Genomic DNA, 18688 nt, shown 5'->3' on the forward strand with positions numbered 1-18688 from the left:
GTTGCGGCCGTCTGAAACTTTTTCAAACGGCCTATGCAGTCGTCAAGGACGGCCAGTTAAGCCAGGGCTTCCTTAATGATGTCTTTCACTGCCGTTGCATTATTAGGGACAACACGGACACGTTGCGGCAGATTCTCCAAGCCTTCCAATGCGGCAGGGCGGGGGATGAAAACTTCGCCGACAGCCTCATGGATGGTGGCTTCAAATTTGGCAGCCAATGCGGTTTCGAGGCAGATAATGGTTTCGCCGGCTTCGCGTACTTCACGCGCTACTTTGATGCCATCAGCAGTATGCGGATCAATCAATTCGCGGTCTTGTTCGTAAACCTGTTTGATGGTGGCAAGGCGGTTGGCATGGGTCGATTTGCCGGAAACAAAGCCATATTGTTGATGTACTTTGTTTAAGACAAATTCTAAATTGAAACCTTTGCCGGAGCCTACTTCAGCCCATAAGGTTTTGATTTCGTCTGCATCGCGGTCCATCAGGTCAAACACGAAACGCTCGAAGTTGGAGGCTTTGGAAATATCCATAGACGGGCTGGATGTGACGTGGGTGTGTTCGCTGTTGCGCGGGCGGTATGCACCGGTTTTGAAAAATTCGTCCAATACGTCGTTTTCATTGGTGGCGACAATCAAGCGGTGAATAGGCAGGCCCATTTGACGGGCGATATGGCCGGCGCAGACATTACCGAAGTTGCCGCTTGGCACGCAGAAGCTGACTTTTTCGTCATTGCTCGAAGTGGCATTGAAATAACCGGCAAAGTAGTACACGACTTGGGCGACGATGCGGCCCCAGTTGATGGAGTTGACTGTGCCGATGTGGTATTTAGCTTTGAATTCGGCATCGTTTTGTACGGCTTTGACGATGTCTTGGCAGTCATCAAACATGCCTTCAACGGCGATGTTGTGGATGTTGGCATCTTGCAGGCTGAACATTTGCGCGCGTTGGAATGCGCTCATTTTGCCTTCCGGAGACAGCATGAAGACATTGACACCTTTTTTACCACGCAGGGCGTATTCGGCGGCAGAGCCAGTATCGCCGCTGGTGGCGCCCAAGATATTGAGCTCTTTGCCTTCTTTGTTCAATACATATTCAAACGCATTGCCCAAGAATTGCATGGCCATGTCTTTGAATGCCAAAGTCGGGCCGTTGGAGAGGGCTTGAATTTTGATGCCGTCTGAAAGTGTACGCACCGGAGTAATGGCTTTGGTGCCGAATACTTCTTCGGTGTAGGTGCGGTTGATGATATCGCGTAAATCATCAGCAGGGATGTCGGTGGCAAACAGGCTTATGACTTCAAACGCCAGCTCAGGATAGCTGAGTGTGCGCCATTGGTCTAAGGTAGCACGGTCGATTTGAGGGTATTGCTCAGGCAGCATCAAGCCGCCGTCTGGAGCCAAGCCCATCAATAAAACTTCGCTGAATTGCTTGCGTGCGGTTGCACCGCGGGTGCTGATGTATTTCATGGTTTCTTCTCTATATATTTAAAATTCAAATAGAAAGTCAAAACGAATTCAGACGGCCTCGATATTAAAAAAGGCCGTCTGAACGATTATTTGTAGAGTCGTTTGAAGCAGGCGGTAACCGTTTTCGCAGTAACGGAAGCAATGGCCTGTTCGCGGGTTGCCGGGCTCAATACCTGCATCATTTCGGTTGCAGTCAATTGATTTGGCGCTTCTTCGCTGGCGCAGCCGCAGATTTTATTTTCCCATTCGGCTTGTTTTTCCGCACTCATTGCCAAAGCAATGACACGCCATTCGTTACGTTTGTTCAATTCGGTACGGCATTGGCTGTCTACCGCCATTTTCACTACGCTGCTGCCGATACCTGTACCGCTGCCCAAACCGCTGAAAGATTCGCCGCCGGTAGCGCATGCACCCAATAAGAAAACTGATGTAACAGCTGCTAAAAGAGTTTTTGAAGTCATGATGTTTCCTGTAAGCAAGGCCGTCTGAAACGCCCGAAGAGTTCTCAAAATAGCATGTATTATACCGTAATGCGGCCCGATATGTGAGTTTGCGAAACTGCCGTATAATGCTAGCGAGTTTTCTTTTCAATCAGCCAGCACGAAAGCCACTATGTCCGACCTTTTCGCCCGTCAACCCGAAGCCCCTTTAGCCGAACGCCTGCGTCCGCATTCCCTGGACGATGTCATTGGGCAGCAGCACTTAATCGGCGAAGGTAAACCTTTGCGTGTGGCGGTTGAGGGTGGAAAGCCGCATTCTATGTTGCTGTGGGGGCCGCCGGGCGTGGGCAAGACGACGTTGGCGCGGATTTTGGCGCAGAGTTTCAACGCCCAGTTTCTGCCTGTTTCCGCCGTATTTTCCGGCGTAAAAGACATACGCGAGGCCATCGAGAAAGCTGAAATTGCCTTGCAACAAGGGCGTGCGACGATTTTGTTTGTTGACGAGGTACACCGCTTCAACAAAGCGCAACAGGACGCATTTTTGCCTTATGTCGAAAGTGGCTTGTTAACCTTTATCGGTGCTACCACGGAAAACCCGTCTTTTGAAGTCAATCCGGCATTACTCAGCAGGGCGCAAGTTTATGTCTTGCAATCCTTGTCTTCAGACGACCTGAAGAAGCTGATTGCCAAAGTATTGGCTTTGCCTGAATACCAAGAGTTTACAATTGAAGCGGATGCGCAAGAATTGCTCGTGAATACCGCCGATGGTGATGCGCGCAGATTGTTGAACTTGATCGAGCAGCTTTTACGCGCTGCTAATACACGCCGTCTGAAAACCCTGACTGCTGAATTTCTCGCCGACAGCTTGGGCGCGCAAATCCGCCGTTTCGACAAAGGCGGTGAGAGTTTCTACAACCAAATTTCTGCGCTGCATAAATCCGTGCGCGGTTCGCATCCCAATGCGGCATTGTATTGGTTCTGCCGTATGCTCGACGGTGGCACCGACCCGCGCTATCTCGCCCGCCGCATTGTCCGCATGGCATGGGAAGACATCGGTTTGGCCGATCCGCGTGCTTTAACGATTGCCAATGATGCCGCCGCGACTTATGAGCGCTTAGGCTCGCCCGAAGGCGAACTCGCGCTGGCGCAAGCCGTGCTGTACCTTGCCGCCGCCGCCAAATCCAACGCAGGCTACAAGGCATACAACCAAATGCGCCGCTTCGTCAAAGAAAACGCCAGCGACGAAGTGCCCGTCCACCTGCGCAACGCCCCGACCAAATTGATGAAGGAATTAGGCTACGGACGCGAATACCGCTATGCCCACGACGAACCGAATGCCTACGCCGCTGGCGAAAGCTATATGCCCGACGGCTTGGACGAACCCGATTTCTATCAACCTGTCCCGCGCGGGCTGGAAATCAAAATCGGCGAAAAGCTGAAATGGTTGAAATCCTTGGATGAAGATGCGCTGGATGATTAAAACAGTAAATGTGTCTCAAGTTTCAGACGGCCTTTGGCCATTCTGAGCGTAATAAATTGTTTAATATTGGCATTATATCTTTAATTTCGCTATAATTTTGTCATCCTATTTTCTTGCCGAATAATCGAATACATAAAAAATCGCGGCTGCTGAACCCGATTTCCGAAACAAAATTAGAAAGCAGATAATGGACAATTTAGATCAAAGTCGTAGCCGTGCATGGCGACGACACCAAGAGCAACGCCCCAGTCATCGTGTACATGGCAAAAATCCTTTGAAATATAAACCCGAAAAAAAGTGGGATTTGATGTATCTCCGCAGCAATAAAATCAAACGTGCACAAAAACTGGGTTTTATTTATCCGTTCAGACAGCATGAATTTGATGCTGAATGGTTTGACTAACTCAAAAGATACATTTTCGATTCAATCGAGATGGTTTTCACAAGGCGGATATTTTCCGCCTTTTTTAATTTTTATGAATGCACTTTTTATTTGTAGTCGTAACCAATGGCGCAGTCCTACCGCTGAAACCGTATTTCGACGTTATCCAAATGTACAGGCACGTTCTGCAGGGACCAGCCCCAATGCGCGGCATACTGTTTCCATAGACGACATCGCATGGGCGGATAAGATTTTCGTGATGGAACAAAAACATAAGAGCCGTCTGCTGGCACAGTTTCCTCGTGCTTTGCAATATAAGGAAATGATTGTTTTAGATATTCCTGATGATTACAGATACATGGATGAAGAGTTGATAGAAATATTGAAGGAAAGTGTCGTGCCTTATCTGTCTAGATAATGAGGTTTTCCTCAAGATTATCTGAAAAAAATATGACTTACTTCTAAGTAAAATTTATTCCAAAACATCATTTACTTCACGCATCACTGACAAATAAAACGCAAATCTAAGATCAAATTGAATTTTTCAGACGGCCTTTGCTGTTTGAATATTTTTAACCTATACCATACACACACTTTTTCATGAATATTTTTGAAGCCTTACTATTATTGTGCCTGCTGATTATCATTAGCGCGTTTGTATCCTGTTCCGAACTCGCGCTTGCCTCGGCACGCAAAATCAAATTGCAGGTCATGGCGAAAGACGGCGGCGATACGCGTGCGCTTGACGTAATCAATATGCAGCAGCAGCCGGGCAGTTTTATTACCGTTGTCCAAATCGGTTTGAACGCCGTCGCCATTCTTGCCGGTATCGTCGGCGAGGCGGCAATACGTCCGTATTTTGGCAAGCTGTTGGAGAACGCAGGCAGTTGGGGCAGCACAGTTGCCTCTTTGCTGACTTTCTCGCTGGTTACAGGCAGCTTTATTTTAATTGCTGACCTGATGCCTAAGCGCATGGCGATGACCCATCCCGAAGCGGTGGCGGTACGCATTGTGCGTCCGATGATGTTTCTGATTTTTATCTTAAAACCCCTTGTCTGGGTTTTTGACGGGTTGGCAAACGCAATATTCAAACTCTTCAAAATTTCAACCGTCCGTCAGGAGCAGCTCACCTCGGAAGATATTTATGCCGTCGTTGATGCAGGTGCGCAGGCTGGTGTATTGAAAGAACAAGAACACTATCTAATTGAAAACATTTTCGATATGCAGGAGCGCACGGTCACTTCCACCATGAGTACGCGCGAATATATCGCCTATTTTGACAAACATGACGACAGCGATACCGTGTTGGAAATAATGTCGGAAAAACCACACAATAAATTCCTCGTGTGCGACGGCGACTTGGAACGCGTTATCGGCTATATCGAATCGCATACGCTGCTGACTTTATTTTTAAAAGAAAAAGACGTCCGCCTGACCGACAAGCGTGTATTGCGTAAAGCCTTGTTCATTCCCGACACGCTGTCGCTTTATGATGTATTGGAGACCTTCAAAACTTCAGGAGAAGACTTTGCCGTGGTGGTGAACGAATACGCGCTGGTGGTTGGCGTGGTAACGCTGAAAGATGTGATGAGCATTGTAATGGGCGAGCTGGTCAATACTGAAGAAGAGCCGCAAATTATCCGCCGTACAGAAGACACATGGTTGGTGGACGGTGCCACGCCGCTTACCGATGTCATGCGTGCGCTGGATATCGAAGAGTTTCCCAATTCGGAAAATTACGAAACCATCGCCGGCTTTATGATGTATTCACTGCGCAAAATCCCGAAGCGTACGGATTTTCTGGTTTATGCCGGTTATAAGTTTGAAATCATCGATACCGAAAATTTGAAAATAGACCAACTTTTGGTTTCTAAACAAGGAAATATGGCGGGGAAAATATAACAAGTCGCTGGGAATACTTGAAAAGAAAATTAAAAAATGAATAAAAAGGAAAAAATATTATGACGACAACCGAACCTCAAAAATACGCCCGCAGCCTGCACGCGCCCATCAGCCTCGGCACGACTTCAGACGACCGCTTTATGCCGCGCGGCTTTCTTTCATATTTTGCCTCATTGCCAAAATTGGTTTTAACCGAAAAATTAGATGGGCAAAACAACTGCTTTGCTGCGCACGGCCTCTATGCCCGTAGTCATGCTGCACCTACTCAGCATCCTTGGGATAAACCTTTGCTACAACGATGGCAGCAAATTAAAGATGATTTAGGCGATCTCGAACTTTTTGGCGAGAATATGTATGGCATTCATTCAATTGCCTATTCTCAACTGGAAAGCTATTTTTACCTGTTTGCAGTCCGCCGTAGTGGACATTGGCTTTCATGGGAAGAGGTTAAATTTTATGCGCAGCTGTTTGATTTTCCGACTGTGCCGGAAATACCCATTGTCCAGCCGCTTGCAGATTTCACTCAAAAATACTCCAATGAAGATATTGCTTTAGCGCAATGGCTTGCCGCTAATTTGGAAGAGCCGTGGACAGACAGCGTACAAACTGCCGGTAAGCTTGGCGGCTACGATCCGAAAACAGGAGCAGCATGCAGTGAAGGTTTCGTTATCCGGAACGCCGCTGATTTTGCCACCAACAACGGCAACCTGCCTGTTCAATTCAATGAATTTGATAATCTTTTCAAATTGGTGCGAGCCAAACACGTTAAAACCGACGTTCATTGGACGAAAACTTGGAAGCCTGCCCATCTTATCGATTACGACAAATATCATTGGCAAAGCTGGCAGTTTCAGACGGCCTGAAGTCCAATTATCCAATAATAAGAAAGACAATTATGTGGACATTCCCATATTACATACCCGGTCAACTTCCTGATTGGCAAGCCTTAGAACGTCGTTTCAGCTGGTTTACCGATATGAAGGACGTTCCGCAAGACCCTGAGTGGCATGCCGAAGGCGATGTATTTACGCATACCAAAATGGTGTGCGAAGCCCTTTTACAACTGCCCGAGTTTCAAGTGCTTGATGAACAGGAGCAGCATATTTTGTTTGCTGCCGCCATGCTGCATGATGTGGAAAAACGCAGTACGACCAAGCGTGAAATAGAAAACGGCAAAGAGCGTATCGTTTCGCCGCATCACGCAAAAAAAGGTGAGCATACCGCCCGTACTTTGCTGTATACCGAACTTGCCGCTCCATTTGCCGTAAGAGAAGCAATCGCCAAACTCGTGCGCTTGCACGGATTGCCCTTATGGGCGATTAACAAACCTAATCCTGAGCGAGCCGTCATAGCGGCCAGTTTGCAGGTCAATACGGCGCATCTTGCCATGCTTGCTAAAGCCGATGTACTGGGTCGTATATGTTGCGATCAACAGGATATTTTACTGCGCATTGATTTGTTTCGTGAACTCTGTGAAGAAAATGCTTGTTGGGGTAAGGCACGTACTTTTGCCAGCGATTACGGACGCTATCTCTATCTTAACGGCCGTAGCGAAATGCCGGATTATCAGCCATTTGATGATCAAACCTTTGATGTGTACGCCATGTGTGCCATAGCAGGTAGCGGTAAAGACAGTTACATCAGGCAATATCTTGCCCATCTTCCTATGCTGTCGCTGGATGAGATTCGCCGTGAGCGTAAACTCAATCCCGCAGATTCCAAACATACCGCCGAAGCAGTGCGTTTGGGTAAAGAGCAGGCAAAAGAATACCTGCGTGCCCGTACGTCATTTGTCTTTAATGCGACCAATCTTAACCGCGACCTGCGCAGCAAATGGCTGCCGATGTTTGCCGATTACGGCGCACGCGTGCATCTCATTTATTTAGAAGTGCCTTACACGCAATTACTATCGCAAAACCGTAACCGCGAACATTCTGTTCCGAATGATGTGTTGCACCGCATGATAGAAAAGCTGGAAATCCCTGATTATAGTGAAGCGCATACGGTAGATTTTGTGGTCTCTTCTTAAAAAGTAAAGGGTTTTTGTAAGTAGGCCGTCTGAAACAATCCAATGTTTCAGACGGCCTTTTTATAAAATCAAAAATTGCTAGAGCTAAGACAGAAGTCTTTATTCGCAGCTCAAGTTTTTTGTTTTTTCGGCGAATGTATCCATGGCAATTTGGCACATACGTTCACGTTGGCCTACGTCGGCGGCAGGCAGGATTTGGCGCAGGTATTTTGTGTTGTCGCGTTGGAATGATGCTTTATCGCCTGCTTTTTGATAACACGCATCCGCGCGGGTAAAGTATTGCTGGCAGATTTTTGGCAATTCTTCAAAGGACAAGGGTTTGCTTTTGTGCATGCCGTGTGCGGAGACGGATAGGGAGGAAAGGGCACACAGTGCGATGATTAAGGTTTTTGAAATGGTTTTCATGGTAAGCCTGTTTATTGAAGTTGTTTAAATCAATTGTTCGCCCCAGTGCAGCTTTTGACGTAGGGTTTTGAAGTATTGGTAATCGGTGGGATGGAGGACGCGCAAGGGATTGTGATAGCGGCGGATGATGATGCGGTCGAAGTTTTGCACGTCGATATGGGATTGCCCGTCAAAGTGTGCGCGTGCGTCGCCGCTTTTGGTGATGAGGATTTCGATCACGCTGGTGTCGGGGATGGCAATCGGACGGTTGGTCATGGATTGCGGGCAGATAGGCACGAGTGTGAAGGCGTGCAGGCCGGCCTGCATGATGGGGCCGCCGGCGGCAAGCGCGTAGGCGGTTGAACCTGTCGGTGTGGAAATAATCAGGCCGTCCGAACGTTGGGTATAGACAAATTCTTGATTGATAAATACTTCAAATTCAATCATTTGGCCTGCACCGCCACGAGACAGTACGGTGTCGTTGAGGGCGAGGGCGCGTTCGATGGTTTCGCCGTCACGAATGATGCTGGCTTCGATGAGGATGCGTTCTTCAGGCAGATATTTGCCTTCCAGTACGGGGCGGATGCCCTCAACCATGGTGTCGCGTGAGATTTGGGTAAGAAAGCCCAAGTGGCCTTGATTGATGCCGATGATGGGGACGGCGCGCGGGGCGACTTCGCGGGCGGCGGAGAGGAAGGTGCCGTCGCCGCCGAGCACAACGACGAGGTCGCAATATTTGCCCAGCTGGGCTTTGTTTACGGTTTCGCAGTAGGCGGAATCTTGGATATAGACGCAGTGTTCTTCTACGCTCAATTCATCCAGATAGATGGTGAAGCCGTTTTCGCGCAGAAAAGAAACCAATGTGTGGACGGTATCTTGAATTTCGAGCGTATTGGGACGTGTAACGATACCGATGTTTTTAAATGGGCTTTTCATGATAGTAGGCCGTCTGAAATTAAGTGTCTAATCTATCCAGATATCGCGCTCGAGGCGGTCGAGGCGTTCGTTTAGGCGGGCAACGTCGTCACGCAGTTTGTCCACTTCTTCCAACCATGCGGCAAGCGTGGCTTGGTCGATAACAGGGGATTCGGGTTCGCGTGAAAAATCGCTGATTTGCTCGGCAATACTTTTGCCGATTTTTTTCATGGTGCGGCCGATGTCGCCGGCGCGCGAGCTGATGCTTTCTGCGGCCACATGACCGAATACACGCGCCAAATCTTCGCTCGGATAATAGCGCAGTCCACCCAAAATAGGAAGGACGGACATGCCCAATACCAAGTCGCCTTCGAGGCTGATGTCGCCCACGCCGGGCTGACCGCCTTGGAGGATTTTTTGGATGGCGCTGTTGTGGAATGTGATGTTGGTGTCGGCGGTTTCATTTGCGGTTTCAAGAAAACCTTGTTCGCTGATGCGTCCGGTCAGTCTGAAACCGGTCAGGCTGATGCAGATGATGCTGCCTGCAAATTCAGACAGCTCGCGCTGTTGCTCTGGATTTTGCTGTATCAGGTGGTTGATAAGGGGAAATAGGGCGGACATGGTTTACTCTAAATGCCGTCTGAAACGGATTAATGGGTTGAGTCGCAATTTTACAGGCTTAGCCCGTCTGCGCAAACGGTATTTACAATTTTGCCGTTGCTTTTGTCATCAATGATGAAATCAGGAGCCGGTAGGCCGAGTTTGGCTGCTTCGGCAGTATAAAATTCAGCCCGGCTTGGGTGGCGGGGTTCGACAATATTGCGGATACGCTTGCCGTCAGCTTGGCAGGCCGTCTGAAAAAGGATTTGGACGGCCAAGTCTTTATGAAGAATATTGACGGGTTGATTGCCGTCTTGAATGCGTGTTTTTTGAACCAGCTTGGTAACGGGATGACGGTCGGCAGAATAAAGTCCGCCCAGTCGCAGTATGTCGATATGGGGGACGGCGCTTTCAAACAAGGCTTGTTCAACCGCGAGGATTTGACGGGCGGATTCGGTTTGCGGATCGGGCGGCGTGGTTTCATCGCATATGCGTGCTTGGTCGCCATACACGCTGGTACTGCTGGTAAAGATGATGTGTTTTACCTTGGACTGCTCGGTAAGTTGAATCCATTTTTTCAGGGTATCGGCGTAATGGTTTAATGACGAAGGCGGAAGCAGGCAAAACCATGTCGGCTTGTTGATATGGTTTTGCCACAAGGCCGAACTGTGAAAAATATCGTCTTGATTTAAATCGATGATGTCGAGTTCAATCGGCAGATTGATGTCGTCAGAGGTCAGGGTGCGTTTGATGGCGGCAACCTGACTGCCTTGCTCATAACATTTTTGCGCCAGCGACAGGCCGAGATAGCCTAAGCCGAGAATGGAAATATCAGGAAGGTGCATAAATAAAGCATCCGAAAATTAACAGGCCGTCTGAAAATAGCTTTAACTTGGTTAAAGCTATTTTCAGACGGCCTTTGTATGGAAAAATTAATGGTTGCTGCCGATTTTTTGGTCGAATTCGGCACGGTGTTCCGGCAGGAGGTAAGGGCGCAACAGGCTGAGTGTGCGGCTGATGCCACGTACTTTGGAATCTTCGGTCAACTTGGCGCGACCTCGCAGGGAGCTGTCGAAGTCGAACCAGTATTTCGTCACCATCCACATATTGACGGCAAGGTCGTTCATGGCGGTTTGGTCTGCGCTGATGATGTTCAGGCCGTTGAGCTGGGTCAGCAGGTTAACCAACAGCGGGGAAACTTTGGCTTGGGTAAAGGTATTGTGTTCGCCCAATAATTCGGCACTGCGGGCAAGCAGGGTGTTCACATCACTGAAAAGGAAACGGTATTCCCACATCACATCATAAATACCGGCCATGTAGTTGATGGAGTCTTCCACATTAGACGGCAACACGGCTTCGTTGAGGTAGGCAAGCAGGGCTTCGCTGTAACGCTTGAATAATTGGACGATGATTTCGTCTTTGTTGCGGAAATGGTAGTAGAGGTTGCCCGGGCTGATGCCCAAGTGGGCGGCAATGTGGTTGGTACTGATATTGCGCTCGCCTTCTTCGTTGAACAAGGCGAGGCTGGCATTGATGATTCGTGTGTAAGTGTTGACTTTAGCAATGCGCGGCATGGGATACACTCCTTTGTTTTATAGGCTGTATGAAGTCGGCAGCCAGTTGGGTTCTGCGTGTAATTCTACCTGAAATTGAGTAAATACTGTATTACAAACATATTGCGCCAGCTGGTGGACATCTTGAGCGGACGCATTGTTTTTATTCACCAAAACTAAAGCCTGTCTGTCATGCACAGCCGCACCGCCGATCTGATGGCCTTTCAGACGGCATTGGTCAATCAGCCAGCCGGCCGCGAGTTTGACCGAACCGTCAGGCTGCGGATAGCGTGGCATATTAGGGTATTGCTGCAACAAATCGGCAGCTTTTTCAGCGCTGACAACAGGGTTTTTAAAGAAACTTCCGACATTACCAAGTATGTTAGGATTAGGCAGTTTACTGTTGCGGATTGAACACACTGCATCGGAAACATCTTTGGCCGTTGCTTCTCGGCCTTGGCTTAGTTCGGCAACCGCAGCCGCCAAATCGCCATAGCCCAAGTTCGGTACAAAATGCTCTTTCAGCGCAAATACAACTGAAACAATTACATAACGTCCCTTGCCTTCCTGTTTGAACAGGCTTTCACGATAAGCAAAATCGCAATCGGCATTGGAAAGCTCGACAAAGGTTTCCGTATCCAAATCGAAGCAGCGCACGCTATGGATAACATCTTTCGCTTCAACACCATATGCACCGATATTTTGTACCGGAGACGCGCCGACCGTACCCGGAATCAGGCTGAGGTTTTCCAGCCCGCTTAAACCCAGTCCAACCGTATGCAAAACAAAATCATGCCAAATTTCCCCGGCCTGCGCTTCGATATAAACCAGGCCGTCTGAACGCTCAATTTCGCGTATTCCCTTGTTTTCCATATGCACAACCAGACCGGCATAGTCTTTCATCAAAAGGATATTGCTGCCGCCGCCGAGCCATAAAACAGTATCTCGGTTGAACTCGGGCAGCCGGACGATGTCGCACAACTCGTCGGCATGTTTGAGTGCAACAAATGCTTTGGCTTGGGCTTTCAGGCCGAAAGTGTTGTAAGGGGTAAGGTCGGTTTGGTATTGGATGGGTTGCATGGGTTTAACTTTAGGAATAGAGGAGTGGGTAATGGGGTTCTTATTCACTATTTATTGAAAATAATAAATATTAGATAGGATTTATAAATTATTTCAATGATCTAGTAGCAATAGTTCCAATTAATACATTCCTATTGGTTTCCGCTTTTCTATTGGTAAAGTGAACTGCTCTGTAATAATTTTTCCTGTTTTTTTGTCAATGAGGTGTAGTGAGCAACCAGCAAAAAGGGAAGGAACTTTTTTCTTAGCAAACAATAATTTGGTTTCTGTTGGTTCAAATTCTGTTTCCGCCTTTAAGATATATTCCTCGTTTGATTTAAGGGTCACGTTAATAGAGTTTTCGCACCAGATAGGCCAATCATCAAACAAATCTCTTAATGAGAGATGGTTATATATAAGTGTTATGGATTGATTTGCAGGAAGTTTATTAATTTCTTTTAACACCCGATCTTTAAATTGCATAGAAATAGTATGCGACTTGGGAGACGAACTATCTTTTATATAAATATCGATTCTCTCAGAAAAGCCTTTTTCCGAACCATTATATGGATCAGAAAATGATGTTGGATTTATATCATAGGTTAAGGTGGCAGTAGGGGCTCCCTCAGGAGGTTGGTAAGGTTTTTCAATCGTGGCTATGCTACATCCACTTGCGATCAATAAAACGCTACTATAGGTAAGTAAAGGTTTAAGCAAAGACAGTTTCATGGTTTTCTCCAATAATATAGTTACGAATATATTTAATTAAATTTTCAGACGGCCTTATATGATTTGACCATCTCTTTACTGCAAAGCTCCAAGCACCATACCAATGCGATGGCAGCAATCGTCAGTGAAACGGTCAGCGCGGTCCAGAAGCCGTAAATGCCCATATCGACATGATAGGCAAGCAGGTAGCCGGGCAACAGGCCGCAACCCCAGAAAGCCACGGCATGGATGAACATTGGCATTTTGGTCACTTTATAGCCGCGCAGCGCATATGAAGCGATACATTGGGTGGCGTCTGCCAGTTGGAATAGGGAGGCGAAAAATAAAACGGTCGCGGCAATGCCTAATACTGCCGCATCGTTGGTGTACATACCGGCCAACTGAAAGCGAAAGATGACCAAGAGCAGTGCGGTGCAGGTGGCAAGTACCCATCCCAACACCAGCGACACGCCTGAAATATAACGCGCCCGCAAAAACTCGCGGCGTCCGAGCGAAAAGCCTACGCGTACCGTACTTGCTGAGCCGACGCTTTGCGGAACCATATACAAAATGCCCGACAGGCTGATGACGACTTGTTGCGCGGCGACATAATCTTCGCCGAATGGCGCCACCAAAAAGACGATAAACGAAAACGCGCTGGCTTCTAGAAAATAAGACAAGCCGATTGGGGCGCCGATTTTCCAAATCTGTTTGAAAGCCGCCAAATCGGGTCTGCCGATTTTTGCTGTCAAGCCAAACGGACGGAAGAATTTTTCTTTGGCGATATAAAGCCACAAAGCCAATGCGCTGAACCAAAATACCGCCGCCGTTGCCACGCCGCAACCTGCGCCGCCCAAAGCAGGCATACCGAATTTGCCGTAAACGAACACATAGTTCAGTGGCACATTCAACACAAATGCCGCGAAGCTGACCAACATAATTGCGCGTGGGCGGTTCAAGCTGGAGGCATAAGCGTGCAGGGCGCGGTGTATCATGGCAGCCGCCATAGCCAAGCTGGTAAAGAACATATATTGCGCCATCGTGTCTTCGACATAATCGTTCAATGTTAGCCAATGACGGAAAGGCGTAATCATCGCCCACATCAACAACATGCCGAATACGCCCAAACACAAGCCAAACCAAATGCCCTGCATTCCTGTTTTGCCGACTTCTTCGGTTTTACCTGCGCCGTACAACTGGGCAATCATCGGGTTCAACGCCGCCATTACGCCCATAAAGGTAATGTAAATCGTGGAAAACGCGCTGCTGCCCAAAGCCACCGCGGCCAAATCTTCCTTACCTGCGCCACCGGCCATCACCGTATCGACAAAACCAATGCCCACTTGCGCCACTTGCGCCAATAGCATAGGCAGGGTGAGGGCGGTAAGCAGGCGGGTTTCTTTTAAGAAAACAGGAAAGGCAAAGCGGTTGAGGTTCAGTAGCATAGGTGTGTGTGGATTGAGGATAAAGGCTGTCTGAAACGGAAACGTAAAATTATAAAGGGTGATGCTGATAAGCAGGCAATATGTTGTTTAATCGCTAAATTTTTCAGACGGCCTTAAAAGTCGGATGTCTTTTTACTGCTTCCAACCAGCTGTCCGGCGTTTGAAACTGCATTAGGCCGTCTGAAAGCGACACTGCGGCTTGGGTAGTCGAGGCGCGGGTCAGTTTTTCATTGGTTTCGGCATCGTAAATGGTGTAATCGATACGCAGGCAGCTTTCGATCTCGACGATGTCCATATCAACGCGGATTTTTTGGCCGAAACGGGCAGGGCGGATGTATTTGAGGTTCATCTGCACGATCGGCCAGCTGTACCCCTGCCGTCCCATTTCGTTGTAGTCGTAACCGATGGAAGACAAAAAAGCACAACGTGCGGTTTCAAGGTATTTGACATAGTTGCCGTGCCACACGATGTGCATGGCATCTACGTCAAAAAAAGGAACTTCGGTTTCAAAGCTGTGTTGGCAGTAGATGTGTTTTTTCATGGTTTAAAAGAGTAAGTGTGATGGTTTCGGACGGAGTCTTCGCCCCAAAAATCATAAAAATTGAACCATTGTAGCGGATTTTGCGCACATTCTTGCGCCAAAATGTCGGCAAAACGCTGCATTGCGTCTTTGACGGCAGCCTCGCGGTTGCCGCGTTTCCAGCTGGAAGTATCGGTAAAGCGGCGCAGTTTCAAATGATAGCGGCCGTTTTGTTTGACGCAAAACAGCGTGTTTACCTGTGTTCTTAAAAGCGAAGCCAATAGCCATGCGCCTTGCGGCATAGGGGCCGTGTGGCCTAAGAAATTAATGTCGGCGGTTTTCTCGCCGCGTACAGGCACGCGGTCGGCTGCGATGGCAATCCATTCGCCGTTTTCGATACGGCTGTTCAATTCCATCATCAGGGTGGTGTCCAAATCCGTCACCTGAATCAGACGGATATGATCTGCGCCGGCTTTTTGCAATGCCTCGTTAAATGCCTGCGCGTGTTTGCTGTGTACCAATACATTGAGTCTGAAATCTTTATGGTGCGACACCAGCGCACGGCAAACTTCGGTATTGCCCAAGTGCGAACAGGCAAAAATCTGGCCGCGTTCGTTACGCTTGACTTGCGAATAGATGTCGTCTGGATCTTCAATCACCAAATCTTCATAACGGATTTTGCGTTGCCACACGGCAAAACGGTCGCAAACCGCTTCGCCAAATGCGACGAATTGTTTGAATACGCTGTGTTTCGGCAGGACGGTATGGGGAAAGGCCGTCTGAAGACGGATTTGGTAGCGTAAGACATGACAGCGCGGTTTGGGCGCGGTTGCATAAAAATACAGCACCACAAACCAAATGCACGGCCTCATGAAAAAAGCCGGCAGATAGCGCACCATCAATGTGGTCAGGGCAAGAAACAGGCGGCTGCCGCGTTCGGGCTGCGCCGCCCAATGGGTTTGTTTATTGTCGGTCATGGTTTCAGACGGCCTTTCCAAAAACTTTACCCAATCGGTGTTTCAACATACCGAAAAACAGCCGTGTGTGCATTTTGCTGATGCGGACATTGTCGGCAAAGGCATCGAAATGGGACACGCCGTCGGCGGCGTATTGGACGGGCGTTTTAATCCAAACCGGCTTGACGTCGCGCCAGTACAGACGGATAAGGATTTCTGTATCGAAGTCCATACGGTCGCCTACGGTTTCTTCGCGGACAACGGATAGCGCGGGTGCAAGCGGATAGAGGCGGAAGCCGCACATGCCGTCTTTGATGTCGCATGACCAAGTGTGCAGCATATTCCAAAAGTCGGTAATTTTTCGTCCGTAAAGTCGTGCTTTGGGCGCGTCATCGCCGTATTGCGGCCAGCCGCAAACAACGGCTTCGGGATTTTGTTCTGCTGCGGCGAGGAGTTTGGGAGTGTCGTTCAAGCAGTGTTGGCCGTCTGCATCGACCTGCAAAACGTGGGTATAGCCATGTTCTTCGGCGTATTCCAAACCGGTTTTGACTGCCGATCCTTTGCCGCCGTTGATGGGGCGGTAAAGGACATCAATGCCGTCTGAAACCAAAGCCTGCAATACAGGTTTGCATTCTTCGCGTGAACCGTCGTCCACGATTAAAACGTTTAAACCAAAGCCACGCATGGTTTGGGCAACGTGGCTGATGGTGGTCGGATGGTTGTAATGTGGAATAAGGGCCAGGGTATTCATAAATATTTTTTAGACGACGTTAACACAATGCAGAGTATAGCAAATAAACATGCCATGGCGTTTGAAAAGGCCGTCTGAAACGGTGAGGACAAAATCGTTTGATTTCGTTTCTCACTGTTTCAGACGGCCTTTTATATGCCATTAATTCAGCATTGTACATGACCGACATCGAGGCATAAATCATGGAATTCGTTGAGTGTGCTGCGGTGGCCGATACTGATGATGATGCTGTTGGGCAGTTTGTGCTTTAAGGAGCGGTAGAGCATGGCTTCGGTCGGTTCGTCCAAGGCGGCGGTGGCTTCGTCGAGCAGGATGACTTTGGGCTGCGAGAGCAGGGCACGGACGAAGGCGACGCGTTGCAGTTCGCCTGGGGAGAGTTTGTGTTGCCAGTCGTCGGGTTTATCCAATTTATCAACGAGATAACCTAAGCGGCAAGTATTCATGGCTTCGGCTAACTCGGGATGCTGTTTGTCGATGTCGGGGTAACAAATCGCATCGCGCAGGCTGCCTTGCGCTGTGTACGGGCGTTGCGGCAGAAATAGGATGTCTTGAAGCGGCGGATGGCTGACTTTACCGCTGCTGCCGAAAGGCCAAAGCCCTGCCAGCGCGCGCAGCAACGAAGTTTTGCCGCAACCGCTTGGGCCGCGTATCAGCAGGGAATTGCCGCTTTTGAGGTTGATATTGATACCGTCTAATAAAACTTCGCCGTTATGGCGGTATAGGGCAACGTTTTCCAAGATCAGGCCGTCTGAAACTTCGGTAAGGTCGGGTTGTCGCGCAGTGTGTTTTTCTTCCGTACTCAGCAAAAAGCCGTACAAACGCTCCAATCGGGCGCGGTAGGCGGTGAATTTGTTGTAGAACATCCGGAAGAAAGACAGCGCGTTTTGCAGTCGTGCGAAGGCTTGGACGGTCTGCTGGATGTCGCCGATTTTGATTTGTCCGGCAAACAGGCGCGGAGCTTGCAAAATAATCGGGAAGAGTTTGATGCCGTTGGTGAACATATCGTTAAAGCCGCTCAGGCAGACGCTTTGCCGCGCAATGCGCCAACGGTTGCGGATAATGGCTTTAAAGCGGTCGGAAAGCTGGTCGTGTTCGTGTTTTTCGCCGCTGTAAAACGCCACGCTTTCGGCGTGGTCACGCACGCGGATAAGGGAATAACGATAGTCGCCGTTGAGCTTTTCGTTTTCATAGTTGTAACGAATCAAAGGGTTGCCTATCCACATGGCGATAAAGGTCGCCAAAATCACAAACATATAGACAAACCAAACGATGCCGTGCGGAATGTCGAAACCGAACACGGTCAGGATGCCTGCCAAGCCCCACAAAACAACGGCAAATTCCAAAGAGGTAACGACCGAATTGACCATGCCGCGCACAAATTCTATGGTCGAGGCGATGAAATCCTGCGCGTCTTGTTGGATACGCTGGTCGATGTTGTCCGGCGCGTGGCGGCGCATTTGCAGGCGGTAGTAGTTTTTGTCGGCAAGCCAGCGTGTCGTCAGCACTTCATTGAGCCGTTCCGACCATTTAATCGCCAAGCCTTGATCGAGAAAGTCGTTGACGACATTGTTAAACGCCCGTATCAACACCACGCCTGCATTCATCGCTGCAAACATCCAAAACGCGGAGGCATTCAAATCCTGCATCGAGTCGTAAAGCCCTTTGGACATAAAGGTACTCAACACATTCAGCCGTACTTCGGTTAACAGCAGCGTAATCATCGCCGTAATCAGCAGCAATACTTTAACTGCACTTTTCGGTGTCAAACACAGCCGCAGGATATAGCTAAACTCGCGCCCGAAGCGTGTGTTGCGTGCAAAAAACAGAATGACCGCTGAGGCTGCAGCGACCATCAATAAGGTCTGCAACAGCCAAGACGGCGTGGAATAAAGCTCGATTTGCCATTTTTGCATGGGGTGTTCTCTGAAAGGAAGTAAAGGCCGTCTGAAAGGACGGCAAATTTATTTGACTATGGTAACTGTAATAATAGTTTTCTGAACTGTTGTATTTTTTGTGTTTACAAACGGTTCTTATTTGTTTTTGTGGAAAGCGGAAATCTTATCAAATATAATCGCAAAACCAAATTACTTTGTAATTT

Annotated in this window: 20 protein-coding genes; 6 read left to right on the forward strand and 14 right to left on the reverse strand. The window is 48.6% G+C overall.

Features of this window, described 5'->3' with window-relative positions; all coding sequences use genetic code 11:
- Window positions 1-56: 56 nt before the first annotated feature.
- Window positions 57-1466 carry a threonine synthase gene (thrC, locus tag DBY97_RS04715; protein ID WP_107857623.1) on the reverse strand — a complete coding sequence of 470 codons (1410 nt, stop codon included), beginning with the start codon at window positions 1464-1466 and terminating at the stop codon, window positions 57-59.
- A gap of 86 nt (window positions 1467-1552) precedes the next feature.
- Complete coding sequence (locus tag DBY97_RS04720; protein ID WP_107857624.1) at window positions 1553-1927, reverse strand: hypothetical protein; 375 nt, start codon at window positions 1925-1927, stop codon at window positions 1553-1555.
- 151 nt (window positions 1928-2078) lie between these two features.
- Here DBY97_RS04720 and DBY97_RS04725 point away from each other — a divergent pair, with 151 nt between their 5' ends.
- The 6 genes from DBY97_RS04725 to DBY97_RS04750 all read left to right on the forward strand — a co-directional run bounded on the left by DBY97_RS04725 (window position 2079) and on the right by DBY97_RS04750 (window position 7699).
- Window positions 2079-3386 (forward strand): replication-associated recombination protein A, encoded by a 1308-nt coding sequence (locus DBY97_RS04725; RefSeq protein ID WP_107857625.1) that lies wholly within the window; start codon window positions 2079-2081, stop codon window positions 3384-3386.
- A gap of 187 nt (window positions 3387-3573) precedes the next feature.
- Complete coding sequence (locus DBY97_RS04730; protein ID WP_004519973.1) at window positions 3574-3789, forward strand: hypothetical protein; 216 nt, start codon at window positions 3574-3576, stop codon at window positions 3787-3789.
- Entirely contained in the window at window positions 3761-4186 is a 426-nt protein-coding gene (locus DBY97_RS04735; RefSeq protein WP_234394521.1) for a low molecular weight protein tyrosine phosphatase family protein, read from the forward strand. The genes DBY97_RS04730 and DBY97_RS04735 overlap by 29 nt, the downstream gene beginning before the upstream one ends.
- Window positions 4187-4368: 182 nt before the next feature.
- Entirely contained in the window at window positions 4369-5670 is a 1302-nt protein-coding gene (locus tag DBY97_RS04740; RefSeq protein ID WP_107857626.1) for a hemolysin family protein, read from the forward strand.
- Between the two features lie 59 nt (window positions 5671-5729).
- Window positions 5730-6533: an RNA ligase family protein gene (locus tag DBY97_RS04745; RefSeq protein ID WP_234394522.1), complete on the forward strand. Its 804-nt coding sequence runs from the start codon at window positions 5730-5732 to the stop codon at window positions 6531-6533.
- 32 nt (window positions 6534-6565) lie between these two features.
- Window positions 6566-7699 (forward strand): AAA family ATPase, encoded by a 1134-nt coding sequence (locus DBY97_RS04750; RefSeq protein WP_107857628.1) that lies wholly within the window; start codon window positions 6566-6568, stop codon window positions 7697-7699.
- A gap of 99 nt (window positions 7700-7798) precedes the next feature.
- Here DBY97_RS04750 and DBY97_RS04755 read toward each other — a convergent pair whose 3' ends face one another.
- The 12 genes from DBY97_RS04755 to DBY97_RS04810 form a co-directional block, all read right to left on the reverse strand.
- Window positions 7799-8104, reverse strand: coding sequence for a hypothetical protein (locus tag DBY97_RS04755; protein ID WP_070585645.1), 306 nt, complete (start codon window positions 8102-8104; stop codon window positions 7799-7801).
- A gap of 24 nt (window positions 8105-8128) precedes the next feature.
- The gene (locus DBY97_RS04760) at window positions 8129-9019 is read right to left on the reverse strand and encodes an NAD(+) kinase (protein WP_107857629.1); all 891 of its coding nucleotides are present in this window, start codon (window positions 9017-9019) and stop codon (window positions 8129-8131) included.
- Between the two features lie 27 nt (window positions 9020-9046).
- On the reverse strand, window positions 9047-9619 hold the full coding sequence (locus DBY97_RS04765; RefSeq protein ID WP_004519967.1) for a ubiquinone biosynthesis accessory factor UbiJ: 573 nt from the start codon (window positions 9617-9619) through the stop codon (window positions 9047-9049).
- 50 nt (window positions 9620-9669) lie between these two features.
- Complete coding sequence (locus DBY97_RS04770) at window positions 9670-10443, reverse strand: NAD(P)-dependent oxidoreductase (protein WP_107857630.1); 774 nt, start codon at window positions 10441-10443, stop codon at window positions 9670-9672.
- An 87-nt stretch (window positions 10444-10530) separates the two neighbouring features.
- On the reverse strand, window positions 10531-11172 hold the full coding sequence (locus tag DBY97_RS04775) for a TetR/AcrR family transcriptional regulator (RefSeq protein ID WP_036491149.1): 642 nt from the start codon (window positions 11170-11172) through the stop codon (window positions 10531-10533).
- Between the two features lie 18 nt (window positions 11173-11190).
- Window positions 11191-12231: a UDP-N-acetylmuramate dehydrogenase gene (gene murB / locus DBY97_RS04780; RefSeq protein ID WP_107857631.1), complete on the reverse strand. Its 1041-nt coding sequence runs from the start codon at window positions 12229-12231 to the stop codon at window positions 11191-11193.
- Between the two features lie 120 nt (window positions 12232-12351).
- On the reverse strand, window positions 12352-12939 hold the full coding sequence (locus DBY97_RS11375) for a hypothetical protein (RefSeq protein WP_159069477.1): 588 nt from the start codon (window positions 12937-12939) through the stop codon (window positions 12352-12354).
- A 44-nt stretch (window positions 12940-12983) separates the two neighbouring features.
- Window positions 12984-14363 carry an MATE family efflux transporter gene (locus DBY97_RS04790; protein WP_107857633.1) on the reverse strand — a complete coding sequence of 460 codons (1380 nt, stop codon included), beginning with the start codon at window positions 14361-14363 and terminating at the stop codon, window positions 12984-12986.
- 103 nt (window positions 14364-14466) lie between these two features.
- Window positions 14467-14904, reverse strand: coding sequence for an acyl-CoA thioesterase (locus DBY97_RS04795; RefSeq protein WP_004519960.1), 438 nt, complete (start codon window positions 14902-14904; stop codon window positions 14467-14469).
- Entirely contained in the window at window positions 14901-15860 is a 960-nt protein-coding gene (locus tag DBY97_RS04800; RefSeq protein ID WP_107857634.1) for a glycosyl transferase family 2, read from the reverse strand. The genes DBY97_RS04795 and DBY97_RS04800 overlap by 4 nt, the downstream gene beginning before the upstream one ends.
- Before the next feature lie 4 nt (window positions 15861-15864).
- The gene (locus DBY97_RS04805; RefSeq protein WP_107857635.1) at window positions 15865-16590 is read right to left on the reverse strand and encodes a glycosyltransferase family 2 protein; all 726 of its coding nucleotides are present in this window, start codon (window positions 16588-16590) and stop codon (window positions 15865-15867) included.
- Between the two features lie 146 nt (window positions 16591-16736).
- Window positions 16737-18503, reverse strand: a complete 1767-nt coding sequence (locus tag DBY97_RS04810; RefSeq protein WP_107857636.1) for an ABC transporter ATP-binding protein/permease — start codon at window positions 18501-18503, stop codon at window positions 16737-16739.
- Between the last annotated feature and the right edge of the window lie 185 nt (window positions 18504-18688).

This window comes from Neisseria subflava (genome assembly GCF_003044645.1).
Lineage (GTDB): Bacteria > Pseudomonadota > Gammaproteobacteria > Burkholderiales > Neisseriaceae > Neisseria > Neisseria subflava_B.

Coding starts and splice junctions, on each gene's coding strand:
- thrC (WP_107857623.1), bottom strand. CDS start 1,466: ATGAAATACATCAGCACCCGCGGTGCAACCGCACGCAAGCAATTCAGC.
- DBY97_RS04720 (WP_107857624.1), bottom strand. CDS start 1,927: ATGACTTCAAAAACTCTTTTAGCAGCTGTTACATCAGTTTTCTTATTG.
- DBY97_RS04725 (WP_107857625.1), top strand. CDS start 2,079: ATGTCCGACCTTTTCGCCCGTCAACCCGAAGCCCCTTTAGCCGAACGC.
- DBY97_RS04730 (WP_004519973.1), top strand. CDS start 3,574: ATGGACAATTTAGATCAAAGTCGTAGCCGTGCATGGCGACGACACCAA.
- DBY97_RS04735 (WP_234394521.1), top strand. CDS start 3,761: ATGAATTTGATGCTGAATGGTTTGACTAACTCAAAAGATACATTTTCG.
- DBY97_RS04740 (WP_107857626.1), top strand. CDS start 4,369: ATGAATATTTTTGAAGCCTTACTATTATTGTGCCTGCTGATTATCATT.
- DBY97_RS04745 (WP_234394522.1), top strand. CDS start 5,730: ATGACGACAACCGAACCTCAAAAATACGCCCGCAGCCTGCACGCGCCC.
- DBY97_RS04750 (WP_107857628.1), top strand. CDS start 6,566: ATGTGGACATTCCCATATTACATACCCGGTCAACTTCCTGATTGGCAA.
- DBY97_RS04755 (WP_070585645.1), bottom strand. CDS start 8,104: ATGAAAACCATTTCAAAAACCTTAATCATCGCACTGTGTGCCCTTTCC.
- DBY97_RS04760 (WP_107857629.1), bottom strand. CDS start 9,019: ATGAAAAGCCCATTTAAAAACATCGGTATCGTTACACGTCCCAATACG.
- DBY97_RS04765 (WP_004519967.1), bottom strand. CDS start 9,619: ATGTCCGCCCTATTTCCCCTTATCAACCACCTGATACAGCAAAATCCA.
- DBY97_RS04770 (WP_107857630.1), bottom strand. CDS start 10,443: ATGCACCTTCCTGATATTTCCATTCTCGGCTTAGGCTATCTCGGCCTG.
- DBY97_RS04775 (WP_036491149.1), bottom strand. CDS start 11,172: ATGCCGCGCATTGCTAAAGTCAACACTTACACACGAATCATCAATGCC.
- murB (WP_107857631.1), bottom strand. CDS start 12,231: ATGCAACCCATCCAATACCAAACCGACCTTACCCCTTACAACACTTTC.
- DBY97_RS11375 (WP_159069477.1), bottom strand. CDS start 12,939: ATGAAACTGTCTTTGCTTAAACCTTTACTTACCTATAGTAGCGTTTTA.
- DBY97_RS04790 (WP_107857633.1), bottom strand. CDS start 14,363: ATGCTACTGAACCTCAACCGCTTTGCCTTTCCTGTTTTCTTAAAAGAA.
- DBY97_RS04795 (WP_004519960.1), bottom strand. CDS start 14,904: ATGAAAAAACACATCTACTGCCAACACAGCTTTGAAACCGAAGTTCCT.
- DBY97_RS04800 (WP_107857634.1), bottom strand. CDS start 15,860: ATGACCGACAATAAACAAACCCATTGGGCGGCGCAGCCCGAACGCGGC.
- DBY97_RS04805 (WP_107857635.1), bottom strand. CDS start 16,590: ATGAATACCCTGGCCCTTATTCCACATTACAACCATCCGACCACCATC.
- DBY97_RS04810 (WP_107857636.1), bottom strand. CDS start 18,503: ATGCAAAAATGGCAAATCGAGCTTTATTCCACGCCGTCTTGGCTGTTG.